Annotated in this window: 29 protein-coding genes and 1 pseudogene; 8 read left to right on the forward strand and 22 right to left on the reverse strand. The window is 48.2% G+C overall.

Annotated features, from left to right (window positions below; all coding sequences use genetic code 11):
• Nucleotides 1-102: 102 nt before the first annotated feature.
• A complete protein-coding gene (locus NST26_RS32730) occupies nt 103-465 on the forward strand; it encodes a winged helix-turn-helix transcriptional regulator (protein ID WP_340980727.1) in 363 nt (120 codons plus the stop codon).
• 179 nt (nt 466-644) lie between these two features.
• On the opposite strand, the gene NST26_RS32735 is transcribed toward NST26_RS32730, so the two are convergent.
• The 12 genes from NST26_RS32735 to NST26_RS32790 form a co-directional block, all read right to left on the reverse strand.
• Nucleotides 645-1,565: an MBL fold metallo-hydrolase gene (locus tag NST26_RS32735; protein ID WP_340980728.1), complete on the reverse strand. Its 921-nt coding sequence runs from the start codon at nt 1,563-1,565 to the stop codon at nt 645-647.
• 25 nt (nt 1,566-1,590) lie between these two features.
• Nucleotides 1,591-2,637 carry an ABC transporter substrate-binding protein gene (locus NST26_RS32740; RefSeq protein WP_340980730.1) on the reverse strand — a complete coding sequence of 349 codons (1,047 nt, stop codon included), beginning with the start codon at nt 2,635-2,637 and terminating at the stop codon, nt 1,591-1,593.
• 27 nt (nt 2,638-2,664) lie between these two features.
• On the reverse strand, nt 2,665-3,357 hold the full coding sequence (locus tag NST26_RS32745; protein ID WP_340980731.1) for an ABC transporter permease: 693 nt from the start codon (nt 3,355-3,357) through the stop codon (nt 2,665-2,667).
• A 4-nt stretch (nt 3,358-3,361) separates the two neighbouring features.
• Nucleotides 3,362-4,201 carry an ABC transporter ATP-binding protein gene (locus tag NST26_RS32750; protein ID WP_340980732.1) on the reverse strand — a complete coding sequence of 280 codons (840 nt, stop codon included), beginning with the start codon at nt 4,199-4,201 and terminating at the stop codon, nt 3,362-3,364.
• Nucleotides 4,202-4,230: 29 nt separating this feature from the next.
• Nucleotides 4,231-4,914: a Crp/Fnr family transcriptional regulator gene (locus NST26_RS32755; RefSeq protein ID WP_209869093.1), complete on the reverse strand. Its 684-nt coding sequence runs from the start codon at nt 4,912-4,914 to the stop codon at nt 4,231-4,233.
• 327 nt (nt 4,915-5,241) lie between these two features.
• Complete coding sequence (locus NST26_RS32760) at nt 5,242-5,715, reverse strand: EVE domain-containing protein (protein WP_339252516.1); 474 nt, start codon at nt 5,713-5,715, stop codon at nt 5,242-5,244.
• 169 nt (nt 5,716-5,884) lie between these two features.
• Nucleotides 5,885-6,301, reverse strand: a complete 417-nt coding sequence (locus NST26_RS32765) for a hypothetical protein (protein ID WP_339257668.1) — start codon at nt 6,299-6,301, stop codon at nt 5,885-5,887.
• 217 nt (nt 6,302-6,518) lie between these two features.
• A complete protein-coding gene (locus NST26_RS32770; protein ID WP_339252517.1) occupies nt 6,519-7,820 on the reverse strand; it encodes an XRE family transcriptional regulator in 1,302 nt (433 codons plus the stop codon).
• A gap of 103 nt (nt 7,821-7,923) precedes the next feature.
• Nucleotides 7,924-8,256, reverse strand: a complete 333-nt coding sequence (gene csaA, locus NST26_RS32775; protein ID WP_339252519.1) for a chaperone CsaA — start codon at nt 8,254-8,256, stop codon at nt 7,924-7,926.
• A gap of 31 nt (nt 8,257-8,287) precedes the next feature.
• Nucleotides 8,288-8,611, reverse strand: coding sequence for a putative quinol monooxygenase (locus NST26_RS32780; RefSeq protein ID WP_209869100.1), 324 nt, complete (start codon nt 8,609-8,611; stop codon nt 8,288-8,290).
• Between the two features lie 100 nt (nt 8,612-8,711).
• Nucleotides 8,712-9,563, reverse strand: a complete 852-nt coding sequence (locus NST26_RS32785; protein WP_339252522.1) for an SDR family oxidoreductase — start codon at nt 9,561-9,563, stop codon at nt 8,712-8,714.
• Between the two features lie 242 nt (nt 9,564-9,805).
• Nucleotides 9,806-10,372, reverse strand: coding sequence for a TetR/AcrR family transcriptional regulator (locus NST26_RS32790; protein ID WP_339252524.1), 567 nt, complete (start codon nt 10,370-10,372; stop codon nt 9,806-9,808).
• A gap of 339 nt (nt 10,373-10,711) precedes the next feature.
• On the opposite strand from NST26_RS32790, the gene NST26_RS32795 reads away from it, so the two are divergent.
• The 4 genes from NST26_RS32795 to NST26_RS32810 all read left to right on the forward strand — a co-directional run bounded on the left by NST26_RS32795 (nt 10,712) and on the right by NST26_RS32810 (nt 14,000).
• Nucleotides 10,712-11,251 (forward strand): PadR family transcriptional regulator, encoded by a 540-nt coding sequence (locus NST26_RS32795; RefSeq protein WP_339252526.1) that lies wholly within the window; start codon nt 10,712-10,714, stop codon nt 11,249-11,251.
• A gap of 11 nt (nt 11,252-11,262) precedes the next feature.
• The gene (locus NST26_RS32800; protein ID WP_339252528.1) at nt 11,263-12,081 is read left to right on the forward strand and encodes an SDR family oxidoreductase; all 819 of its coding nucleotides are present in this window, start codon (nt 11,263-11,265) and stop codon (nt 12,079-12,081) included.
• A gap of 85 nt (nt 12,082-12,166) precedes the next feature.
• The gene (locus NST26_RS32805; protein WP_209869115.1) at nt 12,167-13,237 is read left to right on the forward strand and encodes a bifunctional transcriptional activator/DNA repair enzyme AdaA; all 1,071 of its coding nucleotides are present in this window, start codon (nt 12,167-12,169) and stop codon (nt 13,235-13,237) included.
• Nucleotides 13,221-14,000 carry an isocitrate lyase/PEP mutase family protein gene (locus NST26_RS32810; RefSeq protein WP_339252531.1) on the forward strand — a complete coding sequence of 260 codons (780 nt, stop codon included), beginning with the start codon at nt 13,221-13,223 and terminating at the stop codon, nt 13,998-14,000. Before NST26_RS32805 ends, NST26_RS32810 begins: the two co-directional genes overlap by 17 nt.
• Nucleotides 14,001-14,141: 141 nt before the next feature.
• Here the strand turns inward: NST26_RS32810 and NST26_RS32815 are convergent.
• Nucleotides 14,142-14,312: pseudogene (locus NST26_RS32815) on the reverse strand (winged helix-turn-helix transcriptional regulator); the annotation flags it as partial.
• Between NST26_RS32815 and NST26_RS32820 the strand changes: the two are divergent.
• Complete coding sequence (locus NST26_RS32820) at nt 14,236-14,616, forward strand: RidA family protein (RefSeq protein ID WP_339257670.1); 381 nt, start codon at nt 14,236-14,238, stop codon at nt 14,614-14,616. The pseudogene NST26_RS32815 and the gene NST26_RS32820 sit on opposite strands and share 77 nt — an antisense overlap.
• Before the next feature lie 127 nt (nt 14,617-14,743).
• On the opposite strand, the gene NST26_RS32825 is transcribed toward NST26_RS32820, so the two are convergent.
• The 3 genes from NST26_RS32825 to NST26_RS32835 are packed head-to-tail and all read right to left on the reverse strand — an operon-like array spanning nt 14,744 to nt 16,635.
• Nucleotides 14,744-15,088, reverse strand: a complete 345-nt coding sequence (locus tag NST26_RS32825) for a putative quinol monooxygenase (RefSeq protein ID WP_339252533.1) — start codon at nt 15,086-15,088, stop codon at nt 14,744-14,746.
• A 9-nt stretch (nt 15,089-15,097) separates the two neighbouring features.
• Nucleotides 15,098-16,093 carry a helix-turn-helix transcriptional regulator gene (locus NST26_RS32830; RefSeq protein WP_209869123.1) on the reverse strand — a complete coding sequence of 332 codons (996 nt, stop codon included), beginning with the start codon at nt 16,091-16,093 and terminating at the stop codon, nt 15,098-15,100.
• 44 nt (nt 16,094-16,137) lie between these two features.
• Nucleotides 16,138-16,635, reverse strand: a complete 498-nt coding sequence (locus NST26_RS32835) for a DinB family protein (protein ID WP_339252536.1) — start codon at nt 16,633-16,635, stop codon at nt 16,138-16,140.
• A gap of 192 nt (nt 16,636-16,827) precedes the next feature.
• Here NST26_RS32835 and NST26_RS32840 point away from each other — a divergent pair, with 192 nt between their 5' ends.
• Nucleotides 16,828-17,424, forward strand: a complete 597-nt coding sequence (locus tag NST26_RS32840) for an MBL fold metallo-hydrolase (protein ID WP_339252538.1) — start codon at nt 16,828-16,830, stop codon at nt 17,422-17,424.
• 237 nt (nt 17,425-17,661) lie between these two features.
• Here the strand turns inward: NST26_RS32840 and NST26_RS32845 are convergent, their stop codons facing one another.
• On the reverse strand, nt 17,662-18,606 hold the full coding sequence (locus NST26_RS32845) for an MBL fold metallo-hydrolase (protein WP_339252540.1): 945 nt from the start codon (nt 18,604-18,606) through the stop codon (nt 17,662-17,664).
• A gap of 188 nt (nt 18,607-18,794) precedes the next feature.
• Here NST26_RS32845 and NST26_RS32850 point away from each other — a divergent pair, with 188 nt between their 5' ends.
• Nucleotides 18,795-19,208, forward strand: coding sequence for a MerR family transcriptional regulator (locus NST26_RS32850; protein WP_339252542.1), 414 nt, complete (start codon nt 18,795-18,797; stop codon nt 19,206-19,208).
• 184 nt (nt 19,209-19,392) lie between these two features.
• Here NST26_RS32850 and NST26_RS32855 read toward each other — a convergent pair whose 3' ends face one another.
• From NST26_RS32855 to NST26_RS32875, 5 genes are all read right to left on the reverse strand, one after another.
• Entirely contained in the window at nt 19,393-21,561 is a 2,169-nt protein-coding gene (locus NST26_RS32855; protein ID WP_340980734.1) for a U32 family peptidase, read from the reverse strand.
• Between the two features lie 167 nt (nt 21,562-21,728).
• On the reverse strand, nt 21,729-22,271 hold the full coding sequence (locus NST26_RS32860) for an alpha/beta fold hydrolase (protein WP_339252546.1): 543 nt from the start codon (nt 22,269-22,271) through the stop codon (nt 21,729-21,731).
• 177 nt (nt 22,272-22,448) lie between these two features.
• A complete protein-coding gene (locus tag NST26_RS32865; RefSeq protein ID WP_340980735.1) occupies nt 22,449-25,040 on the reverse strand; it encodes an FtsX-like permease family protein in 2,592 nt (863 codons plus the stop codon).
• Nucleotides 25,037-25,720, reverse strand: coding sequence for an ABC transporter ATP-binding protein (locus NST26_RS32870; RefSeq protein ID WP_036723022.1), 684 nt, complete (start codon nt 25,718-25,720; stop codon nt 25,037-25,039). Before NST26_RS32870 ends, NST26_RS32865 begins: the two co-directional genes overlap by 4 nt.
• Before the next feature lie 24 nt (nt 25,721-25,744).
• Nucleotides 25,745-26,683, reverse strand: coding sequence for a VanZ family protein (locus NST26_RS32875; protein ID WP_339252550.1), 939 nt, complete (start codon nt 26,681-26,683; stop codon nt 25,745-25,747).
• Nucleotides 26,684-26,773: the final 90 nt, after the last annotated feature.

Below are 26,773 nucleotides of genomic sequence, written 5' to 3' on the forward strand. Positions count from 1 at the left end.
TCCCATATCTTAGATTTGTTATAATCATATTATCTGGAGCGTATACAATTGAAAATACTGCACTTTATAGTCACTAGGTTACTTCAAAGTAAGGAGGATCTCATGAATACAATAAATACAGGATTTGATGTGGTACAAAATATCATTAGTGGTAAATGGAAAAGCATTATTCTGTATCAATTAGGATATGAGCAAAAGCGTACAAAAGACTTACTCAAGATTTGTGAAGGCGTCTCACATAAAGTTTTAAACGAACAATTAAAGCAAATGCAGCAGGATGGATTAGTGCATCGCGCGGTATATGCAGACGAGGTTCCCATTAGAGTAGAATACTCAATATCAGACTATGGCCGGACATTCCTTCCATTATTAAAAGAAATGTGTGATGCTGGCGACAACCATCTTAAAAGAGAGGGGATCCCCGCAGGTAATAATACAATCTGTGAACATTCTAAATCACTGTGATCGATAACCATGAAACCCTTTTAAGACCTTACTTAAATGAAAACAGCACCATACTCTTCACTAATGAAGAACATGGCGCTGTTAATATTTAATATTTCGCAGTTATGCGACTGAAGAGACATTGGTAGCTAGATTTAGTATCATCTTTGGGTTACCTACGTTCCTTATCTGATTGTCCGCTACTTTAATTCGAAGACCATCAAGTCACGGCCGACTGTGATCGGACCGGCGTAAATTCCGGCCATCCCCTCGATATACGCTTCCTCGGCCGCCTTATTCGCCACCGGGGCAGGAATATGATGCGTGAGCAAGAGATGCTTGACTCCCGCCCGTTGCGCGATTCCCGCTGCTTCCAGCGTCGTTGTATGATACTTCGCGGGATTTGACAGCGCCTTCCCGTGCTTCGGATATTGCCTGATCAGGGCGTCAAGCCACGACTTGTTGTACGCTTCGTGAACAAGCAGATCTGCCCCGGCCGCATGCTTCTCCGTGTTGGTCACCGGAATCGTATCACCGGAGATAACAACCGTCTTGCCGTTATACTCGAACTTGTAAGCGATAGCCGGATAGACCGGGCGATGGTCCACTTCAAAGGCGGTAATTCGGATGCCGTCCTTATCATAGATAACACCTTCGTTGCATTCCGTATACTCGATTAGTGAGCCCGCTTCATCCGACAGGTTATAGCTGATTCTTAGATTGACGTCGAACTCAAAGGACTCCCGCATTTTGCCGATGATCGTCTTCGTCGTCTCTGGTCCGTATACCTGCATGGGCACTGAACGACCTTCGAAGACATGCTTTGCAGTAATATGTGTGCGCCAGCTCGTGATGAACAAGTCGAAGAATCCGCCGTTATGATCATAATGGTGATGGGTAAACAGGACATCCGATATCCGCTGAGGCATGATCCCCGCTTTGATCAGTTGGTCCACCGTAGAGCCCCCGCAATCGACGAGGAATGTCTTATCTCCCGCGAGCACCGCTGCTCCGGGCTTCGCTCGCCCATAGAAGGCACGGGGAGAACCCGTCCCAAGCAGAACGACGGTCAGGTCCGGGTGGTAGTCTGGCCTCAGATTCATTTGTGGCTGGATATACATCGCTGTCAGTCCTCTCCTCTACGTTTTATTTGCCTTCTTGTATCTCCTTCAACAGCGACAGATCGTACAGGCCTGCCAGATCCAATCCCTCTGCTCCGACTCCCTTGATATAACCGGCATCCACCGCAACCTGCGCCATTAACTTCAAGGCATCTTGGTCGATGTTCATCGTCAGATGTAAATGGGACAGCGTGGCCTTGATCAATTCAGCGTCCAGGCCCTTGCCCGTCAGTTCCTTTAACTCATCGCTGACGAGAGAATACGTATCATCAGGACTATCCTTAATGAACTTGATAGCGTCCTCGTTGGCCAGAAGAACGGATTTGGCCAGATCCCTATGATCCTTCAAGAAGCCGTCGCCAGATACGATAATCGTAAGTGGATAATTCCCCTTGTTCGGCGGAATCTGATCCCAGTCCATGACGATATCACCGATGCCTTCGTTCATGATCTGAGTACCCCACGGCTCCGGCAATAGCGCCGCATCTACCTGGCCTTGCTTCATGGCTGTCAGTGTATCCGCTGGAGCCATTGCAATAAGCTGAACTCCGCTCTTGTCTGCCGACACCTGTAGACCCTGCTCCTGAAGAAGAAGACGCAGAGAGATTTCGTTCGTGCTCCCCTTGGTCGGGATGGCAACCAGCTTGCCAGCCATTTCCTTGACACTTGTTACACCGGAGCCCTTCCTCGCCACTAGTACGGCGCCGCCGTTATTTGCTCCTGACAGAATCCTGATATTCTTGCTCCTTATATATTGGTTGATTACCGGGCTTGGCCCGACGTAGCCGATGTCGATCTGGCCTGTCGCCATTGCGGTCGAGAAGTCAGAGCCGTTGCTAAAGCCCTGAACTTCGATCTTCACATTAGCGCCAAGACGCTCTTGCAGATAACCCTTCTTGATCGCTACAAAGGCCGGGGCATGGGTCACGTTCTTGAGCACGCCGAGCTTCACCGTAATGGGATTGTCCGACTTGGAGCTGCTGTTACTCCCCAGGCCAGGGGTGCCGCAGCCGGACAACAGAGTCAGAATCAAGACAATCATAAGACTCAAATAAGCCACTTTTCTATACATGCATTTTTCCCCTTTTCCTAGTTGAGCTTAAGTTTTGGCAGTATTTAGACCGTACTGGGTCCAGATCCTGTCCTCTATACGTTTGAAGACGAGGTGGTCGGAGATCGTGCCCAGAATGGCGATCACCAGCACGATACAGAGCATTAGCGAGGTGTCACCCAGGCTTCTCCCCTCCTCCAACAGCTGCCCCAGACCGATTCCGCGCGCAATGAGCTCACCGGAGACGAGTGCCCGCCAGGCGAACGCCCAGGCCATGCGCATGCCTGTAATGAGCTGCGGTATGGCTGCGGGGATCATCACTTGGTACAAAAGCCGGAACCCGCGGCCTGTTCCGAACATTTGCGCCGACTGCAGATAGATGGGAGGAATGTTCTTGATCCCGCTCCTGCTCGCAATCGTCATTGTCCACGTCGCCCCAATCGTCGTAATGAACACTACGGCGAAGTCATTCAGGCCGAACCATATAATGGAAAAAGGCAACCAAGCGATACTCGGAACCGTCTGCAGCGCAACGACGACAAATCCGAATGTCTCGTCCAGCAGCCGGCTCCGGGCGAACAGGACACCGAGTGTCATGCCGATGACGCACGAGAGGACAAACGCAATGAGGATTCGCCTCAAGCTGCCGAGCGTCGCTTCAAGCAGCTGCCCATTCGCCATTCCCTCGTAGAACGTATGAACCGTCTGCAGCGCTGACGGGAATCGCCAGCCCCAATCCATTGCTCTATATGCCGTCTCCCAGATTATCAGCAGTAGGATAAGAAAGAGGGCTTTTCTCCAAAATGTAGTCATTGCCGTATTCCTCCTTCGCCACTTTCTCCAGCTCAGCGGCCAACGTATCCATGATCTGACTCTCGATATGGTGCAGCAGGGAATCACCAGGCTCTCGCGGCCGTGCCGCCTGTACGCGGAACTCCTTCTTCATCCGTCCCGGCCGGGTGGACATGACAAGCACTCTGTCTGACAGTGTGACCGCCTCCCGGATGTTATGCGTGATGAACAGTATGGTCTTCCGCGTGTTCAGCCAGATCTGCTCCAATTCCTTATGCAGCAGTAGCCTCGTCTGTTCATCCAGTGCAGCAAACGGCTCATCCATGAGCAGAATCTCAGGGTCCATGACGAGCGCCCGCGCTATCGCAACCCTCTGCTTCATCCCGCCCGAAAGCTCATGGGGGTAGCGGTCTGCGAACTTGCCTAAATGAACTGTCCGGATCTGCTCCATGGCCCGCTCACGGCGCTCCTTCTTTGGGATTCCCTTTTGCTTAAGGCCAAATGCGACGTTCTCCAGCACGGTAAGCCAAGGATACAATGCATGGTCTTGAAATACGACGATCCGATCAGGCCCTGGAGCCGTGACTTCCTTTCCGTTTGCTTCGACACGGCCGAGATCCGCCCGCTCCAGCCCCGCCACCAAGTTAAGCAGTGTAGACTTGCCGCAGCCGGAAGGGCCGAGGATCGAGACGAACTCCCCCTTTCCAACCTCGAAGTCGATGTCCTGCAACGCAGTGTAGCCCGCTCCACCCCGTTGGCCGAACGTCTTACCTACTCCTTCTACCTTGATCATGTTCCCGCCCCCCATGGCTCTCTTCATCGTTACAAGTGCTGCTGGAATTCGTCTGTATCGTGGATGACAACCCTCTTCTTCTCATAGCGGATGCTGCCTTCGTCCCGCCATCGGCCTAATGTCTCCGTAACCGTCTGCCTGCTGCAGCCGATGACAAAGGAGAGCTCCTCATGGGTAAGCGAGAGCGTCACGACCGTCTCCTTCCCCACACGAGCTCCGAGCTGTATTAATAGTTGCGCCAGCCTCCAGGCAACCGGCCGTGAAATCAGCGTCTCTACATACCGCTGTGTCTGCAGCAGACGATGGGCGTTGGCTACCGCCAGCGCGTAAAGGGCATCCGGGTGACTTTTCAGCAGGCCGGTGAATTGGGAAGTCGGAATCGAGAGAATACAGCTGTCCGTGATACATCGTGCATAGCGTTGCCTCTTCTGCCCCGTCAGCACCTCGGCCGCACCGAATACCTCTCCTTTTTGCCGCAGGAACAAGGTAATGCTCTGGCCCTCTTGCGCAAACTGCGAGATCTTCACCAGTCCGTCCTGAACGAAATAGATCTCCTGACTTTCTTCCTCACTCCTGAAGATATAGGCGTTCTTCTTCATGCCGCGAGAAGTGCCATATTCCTGAAAGAGCTTCGCTAACGCGAGTTGCTCGGCTTCGCCGTTAACCGTTAACGCTCCTCCCCAATAGGAGGACATTCCCTCATCCTGGTCCATCGTCGCTGCACTCCTCTCTGGCTTTTGAATAATTCAAAGTTTACCTATCGGTATTTAATATTATATTTCATAGCTTATAACAAAAAAAGTCGGCAAGCCGACAAATGATCAGGTGTATCCTTGTTTATTTTGTATTTATCCGTAATCTATACATTTGCGTGGGCTGCATCACTGCTTTATGAAAGCAAAGACAGCCCCCATCTTGTCCGTTATTAATATAATGCGGGAGTTGGAGGAGCAAGTGGAGGAAGCGATGTTTTTCGCCGTCATTGAGATCAGAGCAGTAGCCTATGTAGATTAAGCAAGTCAAGTTAAAAAGGCCATCCTTTACGGGATGGCCACATGCATTGCTTCCGCGATAATCAAGAAATCTTCACGGCTTATCCCGAAGTGGCCGGTACGGAAGGGGTAGCCCCAATTCCGCTGGCCGCGTGTGAAGGCCAACCGATCCAGTAAGCCCTTGATTCCCGCCTCCTGGCAGGGAACATATTCAATATTCCTGCGGTAAGGTACGAACGTCGCGGACATCGCATATTCGTATACACGGTCGTCTATAACCCGGCCAATGGCGGTAAATGCCTGCAACGGCTCGCCGCCTCCCATCTCCATGCGGGGAGAATAATACACAAGCCAATCCCCCGGCTTCATCCTGCGCAACGGTGCTGCTTTTCCGTGACACATCTGAGCAAAGCCGCCACTAACGCCCCCCTGCGCGTGGTTCGCTGAGACGACCCCTATCCAATATGAAGGACTTCCATTTTCCGTATCCTCGAATTTACGCAGCGTTTCCTTCGTATCCATTGCCGAACGCAACTCCTTTTTACTTAAGCTGAATCCAGTATACTAAAACGCTACTGACAGCGGTTTGTCAGTAGCGTTTTAGTATTTTGAGAATTCTTGAAACTTTCCTTATCATTAATAATGGAACGCGGCTCAATCCGCCTCTCCACAGAACTGCTCCTCACAACTTCTACAGCAGCAGTCCCATATACATAAGCTCGGACGGATTAGCTGGGTTGTGGCCCAAGCCGACTCGATCTCCCGCCCGCGGAATTTGGATTTTTGATACGAGTGTTTCCAAAGTCTTCTGATACGTGCTTCCATCGTTCTCCGTCACGTTCAACACAAGGACGACGATCGGATCGAAATTGATGAGCTTTCCGGTATCCGTCACGGATATGACGATGGCAGTTGCGCTAAGCGGCACGGTGCCGCTCGATGCCAATTGCGCCTGTTTTGCCGTATCCAGACTTTGGTTGATCAGATCCCTCTGTTCTTTGGAGACCATAGTTTTCATAACCAGCCCCGACATTCCTTTGTTCATTAGCTTTTCTGCCTGCTCCAGACGATCCTGCGGTTCCTTCTTCTTTCCGAACAATCCCCACATACGCTTCACGCCTCTCCTCGTTTGATTTGTCGTTGTATTTCCAATGTATACGATTGCCAGTAAACCTGACAATAGTATCAGCGACATACAAACAAGTGAGGGATAGCGCGGGTTTTCCTTCCAATTTACGCTGCGTTTTTCCCCAAATAGGGCTTTCTTGCAAAACTGCGGGCCTCAGACGTTATTGAAGGCTCCACTTGGTTCAACATTTTTGTATTTAAACCTGACGGGAAGGCCCTCCCCCGCCGTTATTCCTTAATAGATACACCAGCTTCCGATAATACATGGACGATTCCTTATAGCGGCGGCCTTCCTCACACACGACCGCCAACGCTTCGTACAACTGCTCAAGACGCATTGAATGCTGGTTGGATTCGAAATAAGGCAAGCATTCCAGCGCGCGGTTCTGAAATCTCTCCATGTCCCCTTGGGACAGCGCCAGCTGGCTCTCATAGAAAGCCAACGCCATCTCCTGATCCGTATTGGTTCCGGATATTCGCAACCGCTCAATCCCTTGCAGGAGCAATCCCCAATTTTTCTGGGCAAAAGCGGCCTCACACCGATAAATGGTCGTAACCGGATCAAGCTTCTTCCGGGTTTCCTCCGGCTCATTGGCGATCATCGCCTCGAAACGGGCGATTTCGTCCAACGCTTTATCCAGTTCTCCAGTCATCGTCAGCATAACAATCCGGTTGTTCATAATCGTCGTGACCACATCGCCCGGTTGCTGCAAATAAACGAGATTGGCTTCGGCCATCGAAAGCGAATGCAACGCTTCCTGCACAAGGCCCATCGCGAAACAATAGCCGCTGTATGCCACATACAGGCCGGATAGACGGTGAAACAGCCGATCATCGACGACTTGCCGCATGGTCTGCTCGAATACCTGTTTCGCCTGCTCGAACTGCTTCAGCAGGATGCATGCTTCCATCCTGATATTTTGCGCCATCAACCATACTTCCGTCCCCGGTTCCACAAGCCCGCTTAAGCGGTTCACATCATTCAGCACATCGTAGTAACGGCTTTTGGAGCGGAAATACTGGATTTTGTACAGCAGAAGCGCTTTTTTTAAGGGTACCGGCAGATCAACTTCGTCGGGCCTTCCGTACTTCTCCAAATAATGATTCAAGTAGGACTGATGCAAGTAGTCGTAAGCGGTCAGATCGTTGATTTGCTGATAGTATACGGCTTTCATAAGGGCAGTCGTCAACTCTACGACGAGCGCATCATCCCGATCGTCCAGAGCATCCACGTAGCTATCGGATACCGCCCCCCCGGACATCGTCTGGAAAATGTGCTCCGCCCGCTGCAGTGCCTGCTCATCAGCAGTTGCTGCGGCAGTCAAATAGGTGACGTGGACGCCGAGACGCCCTGCGATATGCTCCGACAAATCGTCCGCCAACGGGTACCTGCCTGCCAAAATGTTGGCAAAATGGGCCTGCGTAACGAGTCCCTCCACGAGGTCTTTCCTCGATATTTGCTTCTTCTTGCACAGAAGCTCGATGCGTTCCTTGAGCATAAGATTCTCCTCTGCCCTTTCTTCAGTTATTCATATAAGCAAGTATACTATAACTTTTTAGGGATCAACATTTTAAGGCTGAGTCGCTCTTAGAGTCTTATTTTCACGCAATAGAAGTACCATTAGGTATTTCAATATCCGGCTTTAATAGAATAACATCTCCTTTTTCCGGGACTCCTCCCAACACTAATACTTCTGATTTGAATCCCGCAATGCGCCGGGGAGGGAAATTGACGATTCCTATAATTTGCTTTCCTACAATCTCCTCAGCCTTGTAACGCTTAGTTATTTGTGCACTTGAGGATTTCATCCCGATTTCCGGTCCAAAATCAATCTTAAGCTTGATCGCCGGGATCTTTGCTTCTTCAAAAAACTCCGCTTCCTTAATCGTTCCGTCACGAATATCCAGTGCTGCAAAATCATCGATCGTTGCCAACGTTTTGCCTCCTCTACTAAATTTTTTTGTTTTACTGCGCTGGACGGAATGGCTGCAGGAGCCGAATCCCTTCCTCAATGGATCCCTCCATCATGTCCAAGAGCTGGGGCACCAGTTCCTGCATCCGGGGGGCGCTCAGGTGCCGGTCGAGGGCATCCCGGTTCTCCCAGCGCTCGTAGATGATGAATGTGCCCGGCTGGCCTTCTACCTCATAAGCCTCGTAGTCAATGTTACCCGGGTCGTTGCGCGACGGGGTGACAGCAGCAGTCATAAATGCCTTCATCTCGGCTTCTCTTCCTGCCTTAGCTCTCGCCTCCCAGAGTACAGTAACGTAACGGTTCTTTGTATCGTTCATGCTAATTCCTCCTAATTTATTCACCCAAAGCTTTTGTTATCGAATTCGGATACTGTGTAATGGAGTCCATAATGATAACAGTATCTTCGTGAAACGCCCGTTACTGCAGCTTCATCTGGCTGCGGAGCATCCGGTCGAGGACTTTGTCCGGGAGAATACGGACCAGCCGGGTCAGCAGTGCCGAATCACGGCCAGCCGTATAGCGGGTGCGTGGCTTTCTTGCGTGGATTGCGCGTGAAATCACTGCTGCTACCTTCTCAGGGCGAATACCGTCCTTTGCCCATGTTTCAGCCTGAGCCTTCACGGCGTCAAACAGACGATCATGGCGCCGGTGCTGGTCCGGGGTCATCAACCTGGCCAACCGCTCCGCTGTTGTAATTCCTTGCTCCGACAGGCCAGTGCTGACCCCCCCCGGAGTGATCATGATAACCTTGATTCCAAACGAGGACATCTCCCTGCGAAGGCTGTCATTGATCGCTTCCATCGCATACTTCGCAGCCGAGTATATTCCGAATCCAGGCATGGAGACCTTGCCGCCAACGGAGCCGATATTGACCACGCGTCCGCCGCTGTTCAATAAGGCCGGGGTGAGCGCCTGAATAACTGCGACCTGTCCGATCACGCTGACTTCAATCTGACGGCGCAATTCATCAAGCGGGACCATCTCGAGAGGCGCATTAACAGCGATACCGGCATTGTTAACTACTGCCCGCAAAGGGCGGCCAAACGGATCTTGCTCCACCCGTTCGGCCAGCGTCTTAAGTGTGCCGACATTGGTAACATCGACGATCACCGGCTCGATATTATTGCGTTTGATTTTGTCGGCGTCTTCCTGACGGCGAACACCCGCCAATACGTGAAATCCTTCAGTGGCGAGCTGCTCTGCGGTAGCCCTCCCGATGCCGCTGGACGTACCTGTGACGACGACCAGTTCTTGAGTATTAAGTGACATCGTACCCCTCCTGAGTTTGATAAGATATGGTTCGCTGTATAGCACCGCTATACGTATATTATAGCGCCGCTATACAAAGTTGTCTATAGCGGTGCTATATATTTTTTCGAAGTGTTATCCTTCGGCCTGGACATTGGTTTGGCGGGCATTGCATGATGCACTCGGCGCACACGAAGTACCCTGGCAAAACATAAAAAAGATCGCCCTCCTCCTGAAGGTCCAGGTTGGATAGGCGATCTTTCTTATATATCTCCAGGCTCTGTCAAAATGATCTGCATTACGCTTTCCCGAATAAGATCAATAACGTCGGGTTGGGGCGGGGGTGACTTACGAAACTGGGCCGTCACATACAGCCAAGCGGCCGTATTGGCGGAAGCCCAGACCAGATCTGCGGCTGCTTGAGCGGACACAGCCAGTTTGCCCTCGGCGGCAACTCTCTGAACATTTTGCACTAGGGCTTGGTGCGATTGATCTGCCGCCTCGATATGGGCGCCCTCGAGCAACCGCCCCATCATCGCCGCATAAATCCGGGGACGGGCAGCCGCGAAGCGGACATAGTCATCCCATCCTTGACGAAGAGCCATCTCTGAAATGGTGGACTCCACTGCGGTAATCTTACTTTCAAATAACTGTTTGAATGCTTCCACTATAGCTGCACTCAGGAGTCCATCGGCACTGCCGAAATGGTGGTAGAGTGTAGGAGCCGTAACCTGCGCGATCGCAGTTACGGCCCGCGTCGAAAATTGGGCTCCGCCCTCCTCCTCAAGTACCTTAAGAGCAGCCGCCAATATTTTGTCATATGTGTTCATACGCCTATTATAGCAGCGCTATACTCGTATGTCCATGATGAACGCTTATCCGCTCCCGCTGAGATAGCGATAATGCGCCCAACCTATCATTGCCCCCATCTTGTCCGTTATTAATATAATGCGGGAGTTGGGGATGGATTCCAACACATGTACAAGTGCATCCGCAAGTGAGAATTGGCGGTTAAAATCTTTTCGGTTGAATGCTTATTAAGCGCGGAGGTTGTATTCGCCCAATAAAACGTTATATATCTAATGAATATATATTGACTTGATATATATCAAGATGATATATTGTGGTTGTGATATACAAATTTCCCCAACCTATAAGGAGGCCAAATTTTGAACAGTCAGGATGTTATTTTAGGCATACTTATGAAAGAAGCGTCGACTGGGTACCAAATAAAACAGTCATTAGAAAATGTATTCTCTAATTTCTATAGTTCCAGTTATGGAACGATCTATCCCACTCTTGCCCGAATGGAAAAGGAGGGGTTAATCACTAAGGAAAATGTGCTCCAGGACGGTAAGCCTAATAAGAATCTTCTAACTATAACGCCTAAAGGCAGAGAATGTTTTAACGCCTATTTACTAGGCCCGCTAGAAGCAGACAGCATCAGGAAATCCGATTTTATGATGAGGCTTTATTTTGGTGAATTCGTTGGATATGACAAAGTGATTGCTTGGTTGAAGCAAGCTCAAGAGGACTCTCATACAAAATTAGATCAATTACTTGAGCAATATTCGCTATATAAAGATGAAATGCATCCAGCACAGATCATCTGCATCCAAATTGGGATAGAAGAATACAAGGCTAAACTTACAACCATTGCTGAGGGATTGGTAAGCCTGGAGAAGTTAGTGCAAGAGCAGAATTTATAGGAGGAATGGATATGAACACAATTTTTATCACGGGTGCTTCATCAGGCATTGGGAGAGCTACAGCAAAGCATTTTGCTGAAAGAGGATGGAACGTAGTAGCCACGATGCGTTCACCTGAACAAGAAACTGAGTTTATTACACTGGATAATGTGTTAGTGCTAAAGCTTGATGTTGAAAAAGAAACTACTATTCAAACTGCGTTAGCGGAAGCGATTGAGCGGTTCGGTACTATTGATGTTCTTCTCAATAATGCCGGATATGGAACAATGGGTCTAATAGAAGCCGCTACGGAGGAGCAGATTAGAAGACAGTTTGAAGTGAATGTTTTCGGTCTGATCCGTATGACTAAAGCCATGCTGCCACATTTCCGGTCTAATCAAAAAGGGATGCTGATCAACATCTCTTCTATGGGTGGGAAAGTTACCTTTCCTACGATGTCTCTGTATCATTCGTCCAAGTTTGCAGTGGAGGGTTTTTCTGAGTCCGTATCTTATGAATTAGCATCACAAAATATCAAAGTAAAGTTGATTGAACCCGGTGCTATTCATACGGACTTTGGTGGAAGATCGATGGAATTCTTTTTTGATGATGCGTTAACAGACTACAAGCTATTTACTGCTGCGTTTCGGGCTAAATTGGGTGATATGGAAAAACAACCGGCCTACGCCTCGCCTCCAGAAATGGTTGCCGAAACCATATACCAAGCGGCCACAGACGGCACAAGTCAATTCCGGTACATCGTCGGAGATGATGCAAAGATGCTCATTCAGATGAAAGAAAATACGGATGAAGAAGAGTATTTAACTAATATCGCCCAGCATTTTTCTTGAAAAGAGAATAAGTGCCTGATTTTCGGCTATGGACGTGGTTAGCAAGAGGTATACTATACTCATCCTAAAACATGCAGGTGTAATCATGATTCAAAATGAGGAACGCAAATTAGAGTATTATAAAGCCCTTATCGAGAAAAAATCTGACTATGAAGGCGTCTTCTATGTGGGGGTCACCTCCACCGGCGTATTTTGCCGGCCTACTTGTCCAGCCAGGAAACCAAAGTACGATAACTGCGAGTTCTACGAGACAGCACAGCAGGCACTTCTAGCTTCCTTCCGCCCATGCCAGCGCTGTCGGCCCTTGTCCCATCCGAATCAAGTCTCCGATATCGTCCGGCTACTTGTCGAGGCCGTTGAGCAAAACCCGGAGAAGCGGTGGAAGGGACAAGACTTCAAGGCACTATCCATTGATGAATCGACCGCCCGCCGTCAATTTAAAAAGCGCTTTGGCATGACATTCGTTGAATATGCCAGGTCCCGTCGAATGGGATTGGCTTTGAAGAGCATCCGATCGGGGGGAAAGCTAATTGATACACAATTAGCTTCTGGCTATGATTCCAGCAGCGGATTCCGGGACGCCTTCTCCCGCATTATGGGCGCAACGCCTACGCGGTTAGATGATAGCCTTATTCTTAGAGCATCGTGGCTGGACACGCAACTCGGCCCTATGATGGCAATAGCGGACGACAATGAGCTATATCTCCTGGAATTCGTAGATCGCCGGGGTTTAGAACGCGAGGTCGAACGGTTAAGGACAAGACTACAAGCGGCAATTATACCTGGGGAGACCACCCCTATTCAGTCAATTGAGAATGAACTGAGTCAGTTTTTTGAAGGAACGTTAACCGAATTTAAGACGCCTCTCCATCTAATGGGATCTCCATTTCAGAAGAGCGTGTGGGAACAGTTAATGAAGATTCCACCGGGCGAAACCCGCTCTTACGCTGATATCGCACTGGCGCTTGGCAAGCCCACCGCATATCGTGCGGTAGCACAAGCGAATGGGGCCAATCAACTGGCGATCGTCATTCCCTGTCATCGTGTAATTAACGTCAGTGGTGAACTGGGCGGGTATGGCGGCGGAGTCGCACGCAAAGAATGGCTGCTAAATCATGAGAAAATCGGGGGTCAAAAAAATGAAAAATCAACTTGAACAGGCACAGAAGTTACACGATCTGCACAGAAGCGGCAATCCGCTAGTCCTTGTCAATGCCTGGGACGCAGGAAGCGCGCAAATTATTCAAGGAGCAGGGGGCCAAGTCATTGCCACCGGCAGCTGGTCTGTAGCTGCTGCACATGGATACGAGGATGGAGAGAAGCTTCCTTTCGACCTCGTTCTATCCAATCTTCAGCGGATAAGCAATAGCGTAGATCTGCCCATTACAATTGATATAGAAGGCGGTTATGGATCTTCTCCCGAAATGATCAAGAACAATGTGCTAAAGATCATCGGGTGTGGAGCCGTAGGAGTCAATCTTGAAGATCAAAAGATCCATGAGCCGGGATTATACGCCATAGATGAGCAAGCCTTGCGTATCGCAGCTGTGCGGGAAGCCGCTGAGCATACTTCGATTCCCCTTTTTATTAATGCTCGAACTGATGTCTTCTTAGAGACACCAACAGATGAGCATGACGAGGCTCACTTGGATGCTGTCCTTCAAAGGGTACATGCCTATACAGAGGCCGGAGCTCACGGAATTTTTGTGCCGGGTTTGTGTAACGAGAGGCTGATCGAGAAATTATGCCAGCAGTCTTCAATCCCTGTTAATGTTATGATTTCCTCGGACTCACCCCCACTCCAGAAGCTGGCATTATTAGGCGTCGCTCGCATCAGCTACGGCCCACATCCGTATTTGATCTTGATGGGTGCATTAAAACAAGCTGCTGTAAGAGCCCTAGCATTACAGGAATTGTGAATGAGGCAGGACTAATTAATCTGGTACCCTTTCCATACACTTTATAAATTGGAACTCCTATGTTGTCTATGAAATCCCCAGCCCTAGCTGGTAGCCCGTGCCCATGGGTATGATTTTGGCGCTAATGTGAATGTAGGAACCTCACCGATTCTGTACTCCCCACTCGCACAGCTGCTCCAACACAGGTAGCAGGGTCTGCCCTTTCGGTGTCAGCGAATACTCCACTTTGGGCGGAATCTGCGGATACTCCACGCGCTTCACCAGCCCATCAGCCTCCAATTCCTTAAGGTACCTTGTCGACAACACGCTGTATATCTCGGGACAGTTCTCCCATGATGCGGAGGGCAACTTCGTCGGAGCAGGCGATATTCAGGCACAGATGACGCAGACGCTGAAGAATTTGGATACCGTGCTACAAGAGTTCGGAGCGACAAAGGATAATCTGGCTTACGTGGAGCTGTATCTGACGAATGCGCAGGAGCACGGGGAAACCGCGATCGAACTGTTCAAAAAGTATGTCGGAGAGCATCGGCCCGCGGGGAGCATGATCGGGGTGACTTACCTGGCATTTCCAGAACAGTGGGTAGAGGTTCGGGCTGTGGCGCATGTAGGTTAAGAAAAAAGAGGGGACCTCCTAACCTTTGATCGCAAATATGGCTTCGCTTGGTGGATTCAGGATAAGCCTTAGAGCTATTTCTGAAATAGGAAACACACTCCCGCCCGGGTCCTATCAAATACTAGGACTAACTGGCTGTGCCTGTTTGGTTATTCCTGAACATCGATACGTCTAACCCCTTCCCGCCAACGGGACGGAGTCTAACCTGTTCTGCGCCTGCGATTAAAGGACGTGCGCGTTGAATAACGGCCAGCACTTCTTCGTTCTTGAGAGAGCCGGCATGAGCCTCTCCATCGCTCCACAGCTCCGTGACCCAGATCGTATCGGGATCATCTACGGATTCATTGATAATATAGAGCTCACAGCCCGCCATATCCTTCAAGCTACGCGAAGCTTCCAGCAATATTAGAACGAGTTCATCCCGTTTCCCGGGGCTGGCCGTCAATTTTCCGTACATCGCAAATTTGCTCATACCCACTCTTCATCCCTTCTGATCCTCTGATTTTATTTGCATCGCTTCGTAGTGTTTAAACATTTCGAGGCTGACCTCAGCCATTCGATCAATTAGTATTTGCGGCTCAAGTATCTTGAGTGACTTCCCATACGGAAGAAGAAAGTACGGAACATATGTTTTTAGCGACAGTTCCCCCAGCTTAAAAAGAGCTTCGCCGGGCCGCCTGCGTTCGATCAGCGCATGACCGAACAGCCAATGCTTGCATAGCTCGTTAAGCGCATGTTCGTGTCCCTGAAGCCTTACGGTGACTAGCGTCTCAGCTTCGAGCGAATCCGGAAGTAAAGAATGCAAGAGGAAATCCCTCGCGGAAAAGGCAGCTGGACGTTCGAAGCGGGTATCCGCCGCCTCCAAACGGATAATGCGATCCACCCGGAAGCTTCGGATCTCTTGCCGCAACCGGCAAAACCCTGCAACGTACCATAGTCCCTTCCAATGCACGATGCCGTAGGGGTCGAGGACTCGATGGCTTGGAGTAAGCTCCGGTCCTTTGGCATAGTCCATGTTCAGCGACTCTCCCCGGGCTATGGCCTCCTCTAACCCTCTGAGCAATTCAATTTCTCTCGCGTCCGTGGGTGTTTGGATGACGGCAAGCCCGCTGCTATGTCTATTAATCCGCTCAAGCTGCTCTTCATTCGTGTATCGCTTCAGCTTATCGACCGCTCGGGAAAGCGCATCCGTGAACGGATAGCCCGCTTCCCGTGCGAAGACGGATGCATGTACGAGCGCCTTCTGCTCTTCGGAATCGAAGAGCAGCGGAGAATCAACGAATTCACCGAGAAGCCGGTAACCGCCGTTCGGACCGGCATCGGCAATAATAGGGGCTCCGCTCGCGCACAATGAATCAATGCACCGGTATACAGTGCGAACATGAATCTCCAAATCGTCCGCAAGCTGCTGCGCCGTCACCCGCTTTCCCGAACGAAGCAACCATAGTATGGACAGCATATTATCCGCTTTTGACAAACCGTTCTTCACTCCCTAGACCATTTATTTCATTGTAAAGGAACTTAGATCAGAGGCGCTATCCCTTTCTCGACCCAAGTATCGTAAGTCGGACCGTAAACATTAGGCGTTCGAAGTCCGGCCTGGCGCATGAGAACGGTCATCTGTCCGCGATGATGCACTTGGTGCATAATTGTATAACGAAGGGAGCTTCCGTTCAGCCAGGCTTCCTTCTCAATCATGACCGACTCGCGCAAGGATTCGTCATTCCACTGCGTTCGAACCGCGTTCAGCAGATTATTGCTGATCCGCCGATACTCCGAAGCTATAAATGCAGCAGAATCCGGAGCTTCTTCGCCTCTGGAGGGAGCTTCGAACGCGAGCCCCAAAGATGTCATGTAGTGCAGCGATCGAACCAGATGCCAGGAGATTTGTCCCAGCGTTCGTCGGCCTTCGATAACCTCCTGTCCAAGAGAATCATCCGTAAGTGCATCCAGTACGGAAGCGGTTAATTCCGCCTCGCTAGTCCATTCCGCAGTAAAGTCTTCAATTTTCGTAAACATTTTTGTTCCTCCATTCCATTATTGACTAACACTCGACAAGCATACAAAAAAAACACTGACAGTTACGGTCAGTGTTTTTGACTCACCCTGAAATTTTTTTGAAGTAACTGATATACAGCATGAAACCTTAGTAAATGGTACTCACAAAGCTTATGACTGAGACAATATTCCTTTAACAAACAATGAGACACTGTGCTTGTAGAACTCTTCCTCAGTGATGAGATGGGACTGATATTGCCGGTGAATCAGCTCGCTCATCTGAAATCCGTAACACATCGAGAGAAAAGACATAGCGGTAAGGCGCTCATCCTGTCTAGCGATCACTTTTTTCTTCTGCAGGCGTTCAAAATATTCAACCAGCAGGGAGTGCAGCTTCACTGGCGGATCATCCAAAAACCCAGCGTCAAATTTTTTGAAGTCGCAGCTGGCGTCTTTGCCGGTATTTCGCCGTATCGCGGTATCAGTTGGGCTAATGCCGGGTTCATCAACAAGGGTGAAGGGCTGGTGTATGACACGTTTTTCGATTTGTTCCATGCACGGGAAATGCGGGAGGCTTATAAGGAAGTAAGCAACGGCGGCTCTCCCGCATATGTGGTGAACTCGCACTATAACAGTGATCATGCCTGGGGAAACAAAGTGTTTGAAGATGCTTGCATTATTATGCACAAGGAAGCCTCCAGAGAGCGTCTCACCGAGAATATCAGCTGGATGGACAACGTCATCAGAAGAGGTAAGGATTCTCTGGAATCGACTTCGGGTGATCAGCGAGTTCAACAAGCATTACAATGACGAAATTGATTCCTTGTCCTTGACCAAGCAAATTGATATTTCCCGCTTCCTTCATTGGATTCAGCCAGAACGCTTGTATGTTAATGTCAGTTCGCTGTCGCTTGGCATCTTCATCCTAGTATCCTCCCTGTGTTCATTCATTTATATACTATATAAATAGAGAATAACCTTGTTGATCAGGACCAAACCTGATGTTCTACAACTTGGTAGAATCTTATTGTAAGATTGCCGGCTGTCTCATCTGTTGTTTTGAACAAGCATACTGTTAAAGAGCCAGCGAAAGTTCCATCTGAAATACTGGGGCAGATGCCAATCCTCATACCCTTTTAATACACCTTGCTCCAGCCAGTAAGACTCTGATTGCCCGCTTGTTACAGCTCCAGCAACATAAGCGATCATTTTCTCCAAAAAGTGTATGACATCTGTGATACGATCTGAATTAGATATATCTCCATGTCCCGGAACGACAGTGTCGATCTTGAGATCTTGCTGCATGCGTTTAAGGATGCGTATCCAGGCGTACGGATTACCGTAGGGGATGACCGGAATGGTCTTAGTCGATACCAAATCACCTGTAATCAAAGTCCGCTCCTCTGGAACGTACACCACAGCATCACTTAAAGAATGACCGCCTCCATAAGACAACACTTCGATGGTTCGCTTTGTTCCCCGAATCACGAGTTTATCATCAAAGGTTATCTTGGGGATCACCCTGCGCAGGGAAGGGACCGTATCATACAGCGCACGCTGCACGGAAAGATCATAGCCGATTCCAGTGAGCATATGAGGATCTCTTTCCTGTGAACGCATGTGATCTAGACTAGTTATTAACCTGCGAATATTTTGTTGCATGACATCAATATTCACTTCACCCATATCAGCAAGCAAATCTCTTGTCCACACGGTAGATATCAATTCGCTGCTCATAAATTCCTGATTGCCGTTGACATGATCTCCATGGAAATGTGTATTCACTACATATTTGACCGGTTTGTTCGTTAATTGTTCGGCAGTATGACGTAACAAAGCAGCAGAGTGCGGCAGGTTGGTTGTATCCACTACCACGGTTAAATCCCCAAGATCAATAATGGCTGCATTCCCCAGAGAGCCGCTGCCGGGAACCGAAATAGCCCCCCAGATACCCTCCGATGCTTGCTGAATCGTGAAATATTCGTTGTTCATTGTTACACCCCTTTAGTGTTTGTTCCTGCATTCGAATGAGTAACGTTAACTTACAAGTTAGAGTCAACTGGAAGTCAAGAGTTTATTCAGTATAAGGTTGGGGCGAAGGTACACATTGGCTTTGAGCTAACTAAAGGCTGTATAATATCTTTCAATATCAGCTTTCAAAAAGGAGGAACAGAAATCCGATGCTCACCATCAGTCAAGTGTCAGAACAAACAGGACTAACTCCGTATACCATTCGTTATTATGAAAAAATCGGCGTACTACATGAACCCATGCGTAACAATGGAGGGGCACGTGTCTACCAAGAAAGCGAGGTTTCCTACATTCAATGTCTAAATAAACTAAAAAAATTGGGCTTATCGCTTGAGGAGATTACGGAATTTACTCGTGAGGGCTGTGTCATGGATAAAATTCAACAAGGGGAGAAACCTTCTACTTATAGTCCTACTTTAAAAAAGCGGATTGAAATCCTTGAGCAGCATCTGATGGAACTGGAATCCAAGCGACAAGAAATTGATTACATGATTTCTCTAGCCGAAGAGAAACTCACCCTATACCAGAAACTTACGAAAGAAGACATAGTAAATACTAGATAATCGCCAGTACAAATAAACCCGCAGAAGCCCGTTTACGCATCGTTCCGACCGGAGTGGGACTGCCCTGCTCCTATCGTCGATATGCTGTAAATGTAAGCAACTGCGAGCTTTTCTTCGAATGACCTTCTTTCAACCTACCTACACAATCTCTTTATTATAATGCCCTCTTGTGTCTGTTTCCTGATTAAAGACAGCATGATTCATGGAGCCGTTTAATTTGCCTGCGGCCATATGAAACGGTGAAGTTTAATCTCAGCGCCTCGATTCCTTGGATGTTCGGCAGCTCATCTAACAGATTAAGCGTCTTCCCGTTAAGAAGAGTCGCTGTGCAATCCTCATGGGACAGGATCGGGAACGTTCCTTGCTCATCTTTTAACTCATAGCTCTTCGTTCTGCAGACTCTGCATTGATTCATCTTTCTCATCGGACAATATTTGGTGAACATCAAAGGGGTCTTGCCATATACGATCATTTCCAGCGCGGGATAGCCGTCATTTTCTTCAACATAGGCATTCATTAAATCTTCAATTTGGCTCTTATTCAGTTCATACGATAAAGTGACCCGCTTGGCACCTAATTTATATAATTCATAGCAGCTAGTCGCATTAATAACATTTAGAGAATAGTCCGTAACAAACGGATTGGTATCTCTATAGTGATAAATTCCGCCATATCCGCCGATCAGCAGCTGCCCTTCTTTTTCCTCATAATCATTCTGATTTCGTCTAACCACATTCTCAAAATAGATCTCCTGAATTCCACAGCTCACGCAGGCATCATACTGTTCCTGATTCGTTACAGTGGCCGTAAGGTACGGCGTTACAGGGGCAAAGCTTATTTTCTCTTTTGCGTTCGCAGTCTTGGTTCTTCTCTGCTGGCTGTTAAGCTTCAAATCATATAAGCCCAGTACAATATCTCTTCTTGCGGCGTTTAACAGTTTAGCTGGAATAAACGCATTGCATTCCTCATAATCGACCTGATTAAGCTCGAATATCGTATCATTTAATCTGGAGAATTGCTTGATGACCTGGTCTTTGGTTGTTGGATTATTAATGGCTTCGCCTAGTGTTTCCTCGCTTTCATAGGAATAATTACAGCCTAAGCCCTCCGCCTCTATGACAAGCTTTGAACCTGGATATGCATATACTCTAATATCCAGGTTGAACCGCTTAAATTCTTTTTCCAGTGAGGCTTCTAATTCTTTGTTATAGAAATAATCCTTCGTTTTATAGACTACATCTCCCACAGACATCTTTTCTTTGATTTTGATATAGCAGACATCATCCGCTTTGTTGATTAATTCGCCAGCTTTATCGTACAGCTTGGCAACCATTAGATTAACATCTTCATTGTTGTGACTGATTCGGATGGTATCGTTCTGATTCAAAGGGCGGGTAAGTGTTATTTCATAGGTATCTTTAATCATCTTGCTGATGGTTCCAATCTCATAACCAAAGTTATTAGGTCTTGAGATGTTTGTAATATTTCTCCGGTCTTCGTGAAACAAATAGCCTTTGGTAAAGGTTCTATTGAAGGTTTTTTTCAGATGTTCTTTATCTTCTGCGGTGATTTTATGATCTAAGGCCATGCGGTATTTGGATACCACATTAGCCACATACGTAGGCACTTTCATCCGGCCTTCTATTTTCAGAGAATCAATTTCTTGTAAATCATGGGTATAATCGATCGTGTTCAAGTCCTTAGTCGATAAAATATAGCTTGTCCCTAAAGAGGTGCCTGTTGTCTTATCGATGAGCTCGTAAGCCTTACGGCATGAACCCACACATCTTCCGCGATTTGCGCACCGGTACCCGGTTAATCCTGACATCAGACAGTTTCCCGAATAAGATACACATAAAGCACCGTGCACGAAAATTTCTAAAGGAATGTCAGCCACCCTTTTGATCTCTTTGACTTTTTCAATCTCAACCTCACGGGACAGAACCACTCTTTTCGCACCAAGCTCTTTAAATAATAAAGTTCCGTCTACATCGTCGATTCCCATCTGAGTGGAACAATGCGCTTCCATATCATGAAAGTTGTTAACGATATAATTGAAAGCCGTCAGGTCCTGCACGATAATGCCATCCACACCGATTTCATTTAATTTGCGGATCTGCTGTTTCATCTCTTCAACTTCGTTTTCGTACACGATGGTATTCATCGTAACATAGATTTTAATGTCCCTCAGATGCGCATACGTCACAGCCTCTTGTAACGATTCTACATCAAAATTAGAGGAGTAGGCGCGTGCACCAAATTTTTGCATGCCTAAGTATACTGCATCACAACCATTAGATATCGCAGCCTTCAAAGCTTCCATATTCCCTGCCGGCGCTAATAATTCAGTCATAAATGATCCTTACCTCCTGCTTCAATAACTGCTTAAACTTAGCACCATTGATCATAGAATAAGAACTGCACTTAAGCTGCGGCAAAAAGCACAAGCCAATGGTTTGCAGCTTGTTACGGATATATGGAGCGGAATCGGGATGGCCATATGATCGCTCTCTACAATAGTTACGGTGTAGGATAAATCTCAGTAAGCTTCGCTTTTTTCAACTTCTCCATGAGTGTATCTACGGCCTTCATTACCTCTTCTGGCTGATGGTGCGGAATCATATGCGCCGCTGTGGGCAGTACCTTAAGCTCAGCATGAGGTAGTCCGCGGTTAAGCTTAAAGCTACATAAGGCATAGACCTCGTCCTCGTAATCCGCCGGAACGGGCTCCGGCGCAAAGGTAGCCTTCATTATGCTCCGCACCATGATTTTGCCCACCAAGGGGAACAAAATGTTCATCATCCCATGTCCCACAACAGGCATCATCACCAACCGGGAGAGGGGATCTCCCTTTTCAGCCGGATACCCTTCCTTATACATCCCGCCCGCCACCGTGACCACCCCTGCCACTTGATTGGGATATAAGGACGCATACATCAACACCAATAGTGCGCTCCAGGAATGGCCGACCAGAACCGGCTTCTCCACCCCCATGCAAGAAAACAATCGGCCTCCCTTCACCTTCATCCAGATAATGAACTGGAAGGCCATTGACCCTGACAAACTTCCCCGCCGGGGGGAACCGGAGCTCCCTTTTCTTGTAGCTATAACGGTTGTATAGATATACAACAAGTAACATCACCAACGCGATGATAACGATCATTGTCCTCACGCATAGTCCTGCAAACTTAGGCAAGCATTGCAGGGTATTTTAAAGATGGTTGCTGTATCCCAAGTAAATCATATATTCTCTTGCTTTAATGCATCAATAATATTCTCCTTTTTTATTTTAGCTCCGGAATAAACAACCGCAGAGCTGACAATGACAAATACACACACAATGACAGACAGAATGCTCATCCAAGGCAGGGTGAACCCATAGCTGAATTTGTTCGCAAAGGCTCTATAGATCAGAACCATCACGGCGAAACTGACAGGAAGCCCATACAAGAGCGACTTGACCCCATAATAAACACTCTCATAGTTCAGCATTTTGGCAAACCCCTTTGGCGTCGCGCCTACGGATTTCAGCATCGCAAATTCCCGTTTGCGAAGAGCCAGCCCTGTTGAGATCGTATTAAAGATGTTCGCAACGGAAATCACAGAGATTAATACGATAAATCCGTAAGAAAAGACGTTCATCAGCAGAATCTGTTGTTCTTCTCTTATTCTGAATTGATATGCATTGTAGACATTCAGATGGGTCTCGTTCATCGCTTCAATTTCCTGCTGCGTTTTCACCGGTTCCGTGCTCTTCAAATGGAGGTACATCGGAGCGTTAGCCAGCTCCTCGCCGTCTGCCAGCCGCTTCATGACGCGTTCCGACACGATCATATTTAACCCGCCTACGCCTAACGGGCTCATCCCCATCGGTGCCTTATCCGTCAATGCGGCAATTATCACTTGATTTGTCTTCGCTTCTTCCCCGCTCGCTTTAAAAAAACTCGTTAGCTCGATAGGTTGTCCGATATTCGCATATATGGACTTCGTCTGAATATATTTCCCCGTATCTATATCTTTGTAATGAATCGTATCCATCACGATTGCGGCGGGATGATCCAGATCCGTAAGCTGTTCGTAATCTGCGTGAGCCGCTCTGGCATAGGCTTGCAGGCTCGAATCATTCAGTGCATAGAGCTTAATTTCGTAAGGGTATTTCCCGTCTTGCAGCATACTCCTATCCTGCTTAACCTTCTCCTGCAATTCGTCGGCGATGCTTGCTGCATCGACCCAAGCGTTCCTGACTATTTCATGACTCACGTTGTATTCCGTGACGCCATCCAGAGATACAAGCGATTGCATCAACCGCTCATCTAGTCTTTCGCCATTACTGGGCGACACTTCAATATCGTAATCGATGCCTTGCAGCGACAATGCCAGAGATTGTGTCAGGCCAGCCGTGAAAAACGATATCGTCAAAAACAAAACGATGCTGATGACAAGCGAAAAAAGAATAACATGATGTCTTCGTTTGTTCCTTTTTAAGTTTTTCAGCCCGATTTCGGCTTCGATTCCGAAGAGCTTACGAATGATCTCGGGCGTCTTCACTGCTTTGCCCGTAAGCTTTACGTCAGTGGTTTGGCGAATCGCGTCCATGGGAGATACCCTGGAGGCTTTAACCGCCGGGAGATACGCCGAAACGAAAATCGTCAGCATCGAAACAAGACAAGTCATCAAGAGCAATAACGGCGTGACGATCAGCCTCAGCTTTTCACTGGTCCATAATGCCCCTTCAATCATTGTGTTCATGAACGAGAAGGTGATTCCGATGCCGGCAAGACCGCATAAGATGCCAATAGGAATGCTGATCAAACCAATGATGATCCCTTCAAAGAATACGGAATTTCGCTTCTGCCTTTTCGTCGCCCCCACGCTCGCGAGCATCCCTAAATAGCGGGAACGTTCCGAGACGGATATCGCAAAGGCGTTATAGATGAGTCCAACCGAGCCAATGATAATGGTCCCCATAAGGATTGCCGATAATGAGAACATCATGCTGGATGAGGCTCCGCTGCTGGACAAGCCATAATAATGAAGCAAATCGTTATTATATTGGACAGTGTGAATTTGGTTTGTCTCAGCCAGCTTCTCCGCATGTGCGAACAAGAACGGATTGACCTGCTTCAAGACCACCGACGCATCGACCCGATCCTCTCCCCCGATGATTTGATCATCGACATAGCTAATGATCGTATAAGCCGGGGCCCAAGCCGTTTCCGACACCGGACGTTTAATGAAACCTACCACCGTATAATCCTTAATTACGCTATGTTGTAATGTCTCGGTCAATGTGCCGTCTTTCCTGCGCAGCGGTGCCGTCTGATCCAGGGGATGATCGCCCCCTTGTTCGAATCGGTCGCCGACGCGAAGCGTTAGACGGTCACCGATTTCGTACTTCACTTTGCCATTTGTTGCAACAGACTCGGAGATCACAATCTCCTTGTCCGTGTGCGGAAGACGTCCCTTGCTTATTTCAATCTGAAATTGTGTGAACCCTTGCTTATCATATTCCTTAATGAACAAGTACGGCTTATTGGAATTTTGTCCCCCTTCTAATGGGGCATACCCAAGGTCTCTTGTGATGGCAACCGTTTTGGTTGCATCATCGCCCTGTATCGCTGCAAGCTGTTTCTTGGTTATATCCTGATACTGAATATGCCACTCCCCTGTATCTGAGATCGTTTGTCTGATCATTAAATCTGCAAAGGAAAAAATAAGCGTAATGACAGCGGTCATCATGGATACCGAAATAATTACGCCAAAAATAGTCACAAGTGTTCGTCTCTTGTTCTGCTTCAGATGCCGGATGGTTAATGTGTTGACAATATTCATCGCCTGATCACCTCGTTTTTGGCAATCCTCCCATCTTCAATCGAAATGATTCGGTCGGCTTGCAGGGCAATCCGTTCGTCATGCGTGATTACGATCAGTGTCTGATGATACGTCTTATTCAGCATTTTCAATAAAACGATGATCTCGCTGCTATTCCTGCTGTCCAGATTCCCGGTGGGTTCGTCGGCCAGCATGATCGCAGGATTGCCGATGATCGCCCTGCCAATCGAGACACGCTGCTGCTGTCCACCGGATAGCTGATTCGGCAGATGGTTTAACCGATGCTGCAAATTCAGCGTATTCACAAGATCAGCCAATTGCTTTTGATCTACCTTTTGTTGATCCAGCAAGAGCGGCAGCGTAATATTCTCTTCCACCGTCAGGACGGGAATCAGATTGAAAAACTGGTAGATCAGCCCGATTTGCCTGCGTCTGAAGATGGCCAGCTGTGTTTCGTCCAAGGTATACATATCCGTATCCTGAACATACACTTTCCCGCCAGTCGGTCGATCCACACCGCCCAGCATATGAAGGAGTGTCGATTTCCCCGATCCGGAAGGTCCGATAATTGCGACGAATTCACCTTTTTGGACCGAAAAGGAAACATCATCAAGCGCCTTTACCGCCGATTCGCCTGTGCCGTATATTTTGGACAAATTTTCAATGGTTAATATCTCCATTCCCATCCCTCCTTCCCCAGATGCTCAATTCCAGGTATACACCATCTCTCTATATCCAACATCCCACAGGGTTTCATTCCCCTCAATGGTTATCTTAAGCTCATTAGCCCCGGTGAGATGAAGGATCCTATTATCCGGCTCATGGGACTGATCTTCTGCAGATACAGACAGGAGCTCCTGCCCGTCAACGGTAACCTTTAGGCTGCCCTGAACATCCTTATGATCAGGAATTCCATAATTCAAGCTAAGATACAGTTCTCCCTTATTGTCTAGCGAATACGTATATGTTTCCTTCTTGTTACCTTCGGTGCCATACACATTATACTTAGGTGTCACGTCTTTACCGCCAATCTTAAGACGGTCCTGTTTGGTTCCCGTTAATCGATTTCCAGTACTATCTTTCCATTCGTTTATCGCTACAAAAGGGGCCAACTCTTTGGTGAACACTTGATCAACTACTCCGAAGACCCCCCACACGCCGAGCATTAAGACAGCACTGGCAATTCCCGTAGCAGTGATATTTCTCCAGTAGTTTTTTGTACGGAAGCCAATCTTGTAGCCCCCGAATCCAATAGCAGCGCCCACTGAGTTCGTTATGACGTCGTTCATGTCAAAGCTGCCGAGGAATGTTAGGGCCTGGATGGTCTCCAGCACAAGAATGGACAGGATAAACCCTGCCATGAAGCGAACAAAGCTGGTGCGGTATAACAGCGGAAACAGTATGCCAAAAGGTATGAAGGCTGCAAAGTTTCCAATACCTACCAAGTCCATCAGTGTCGGATGTAGAAGATCGGAAAGACCCGGCACCCTAAAAAAACCGTCCGGCAAAAAAATAAAGGTGTACTGACTGGTTTGATCTACCGTATCCGCTCTGCCGAAAGCAAAAAGCATAAAATAAAGAATAATCAGGGTGTAACCTATCGTGATAAAAAAAGTAATCTTGCGCTGCTGCTTCATTTGCATGGTTGTACCTCCATCGTTCATCTGATGAATATCATTTTACCTGTCCAAAATGACTTTACAGTGACGATGGAGGTGACAATTCAGTCACTT

The sequence above is a fragment of the Paenibacillus sp. FSL R7-0128 genome (assembly GCF_038002245.1).
In the GTDB taxonomy this organism is placed as follows: domain Bacteria; phylum Bacillota; class Bacilli; order Paenibacillales; family Paenibacillaceae; genus Paenibacillus_AQ; species Paenibacillus_AQ silagei.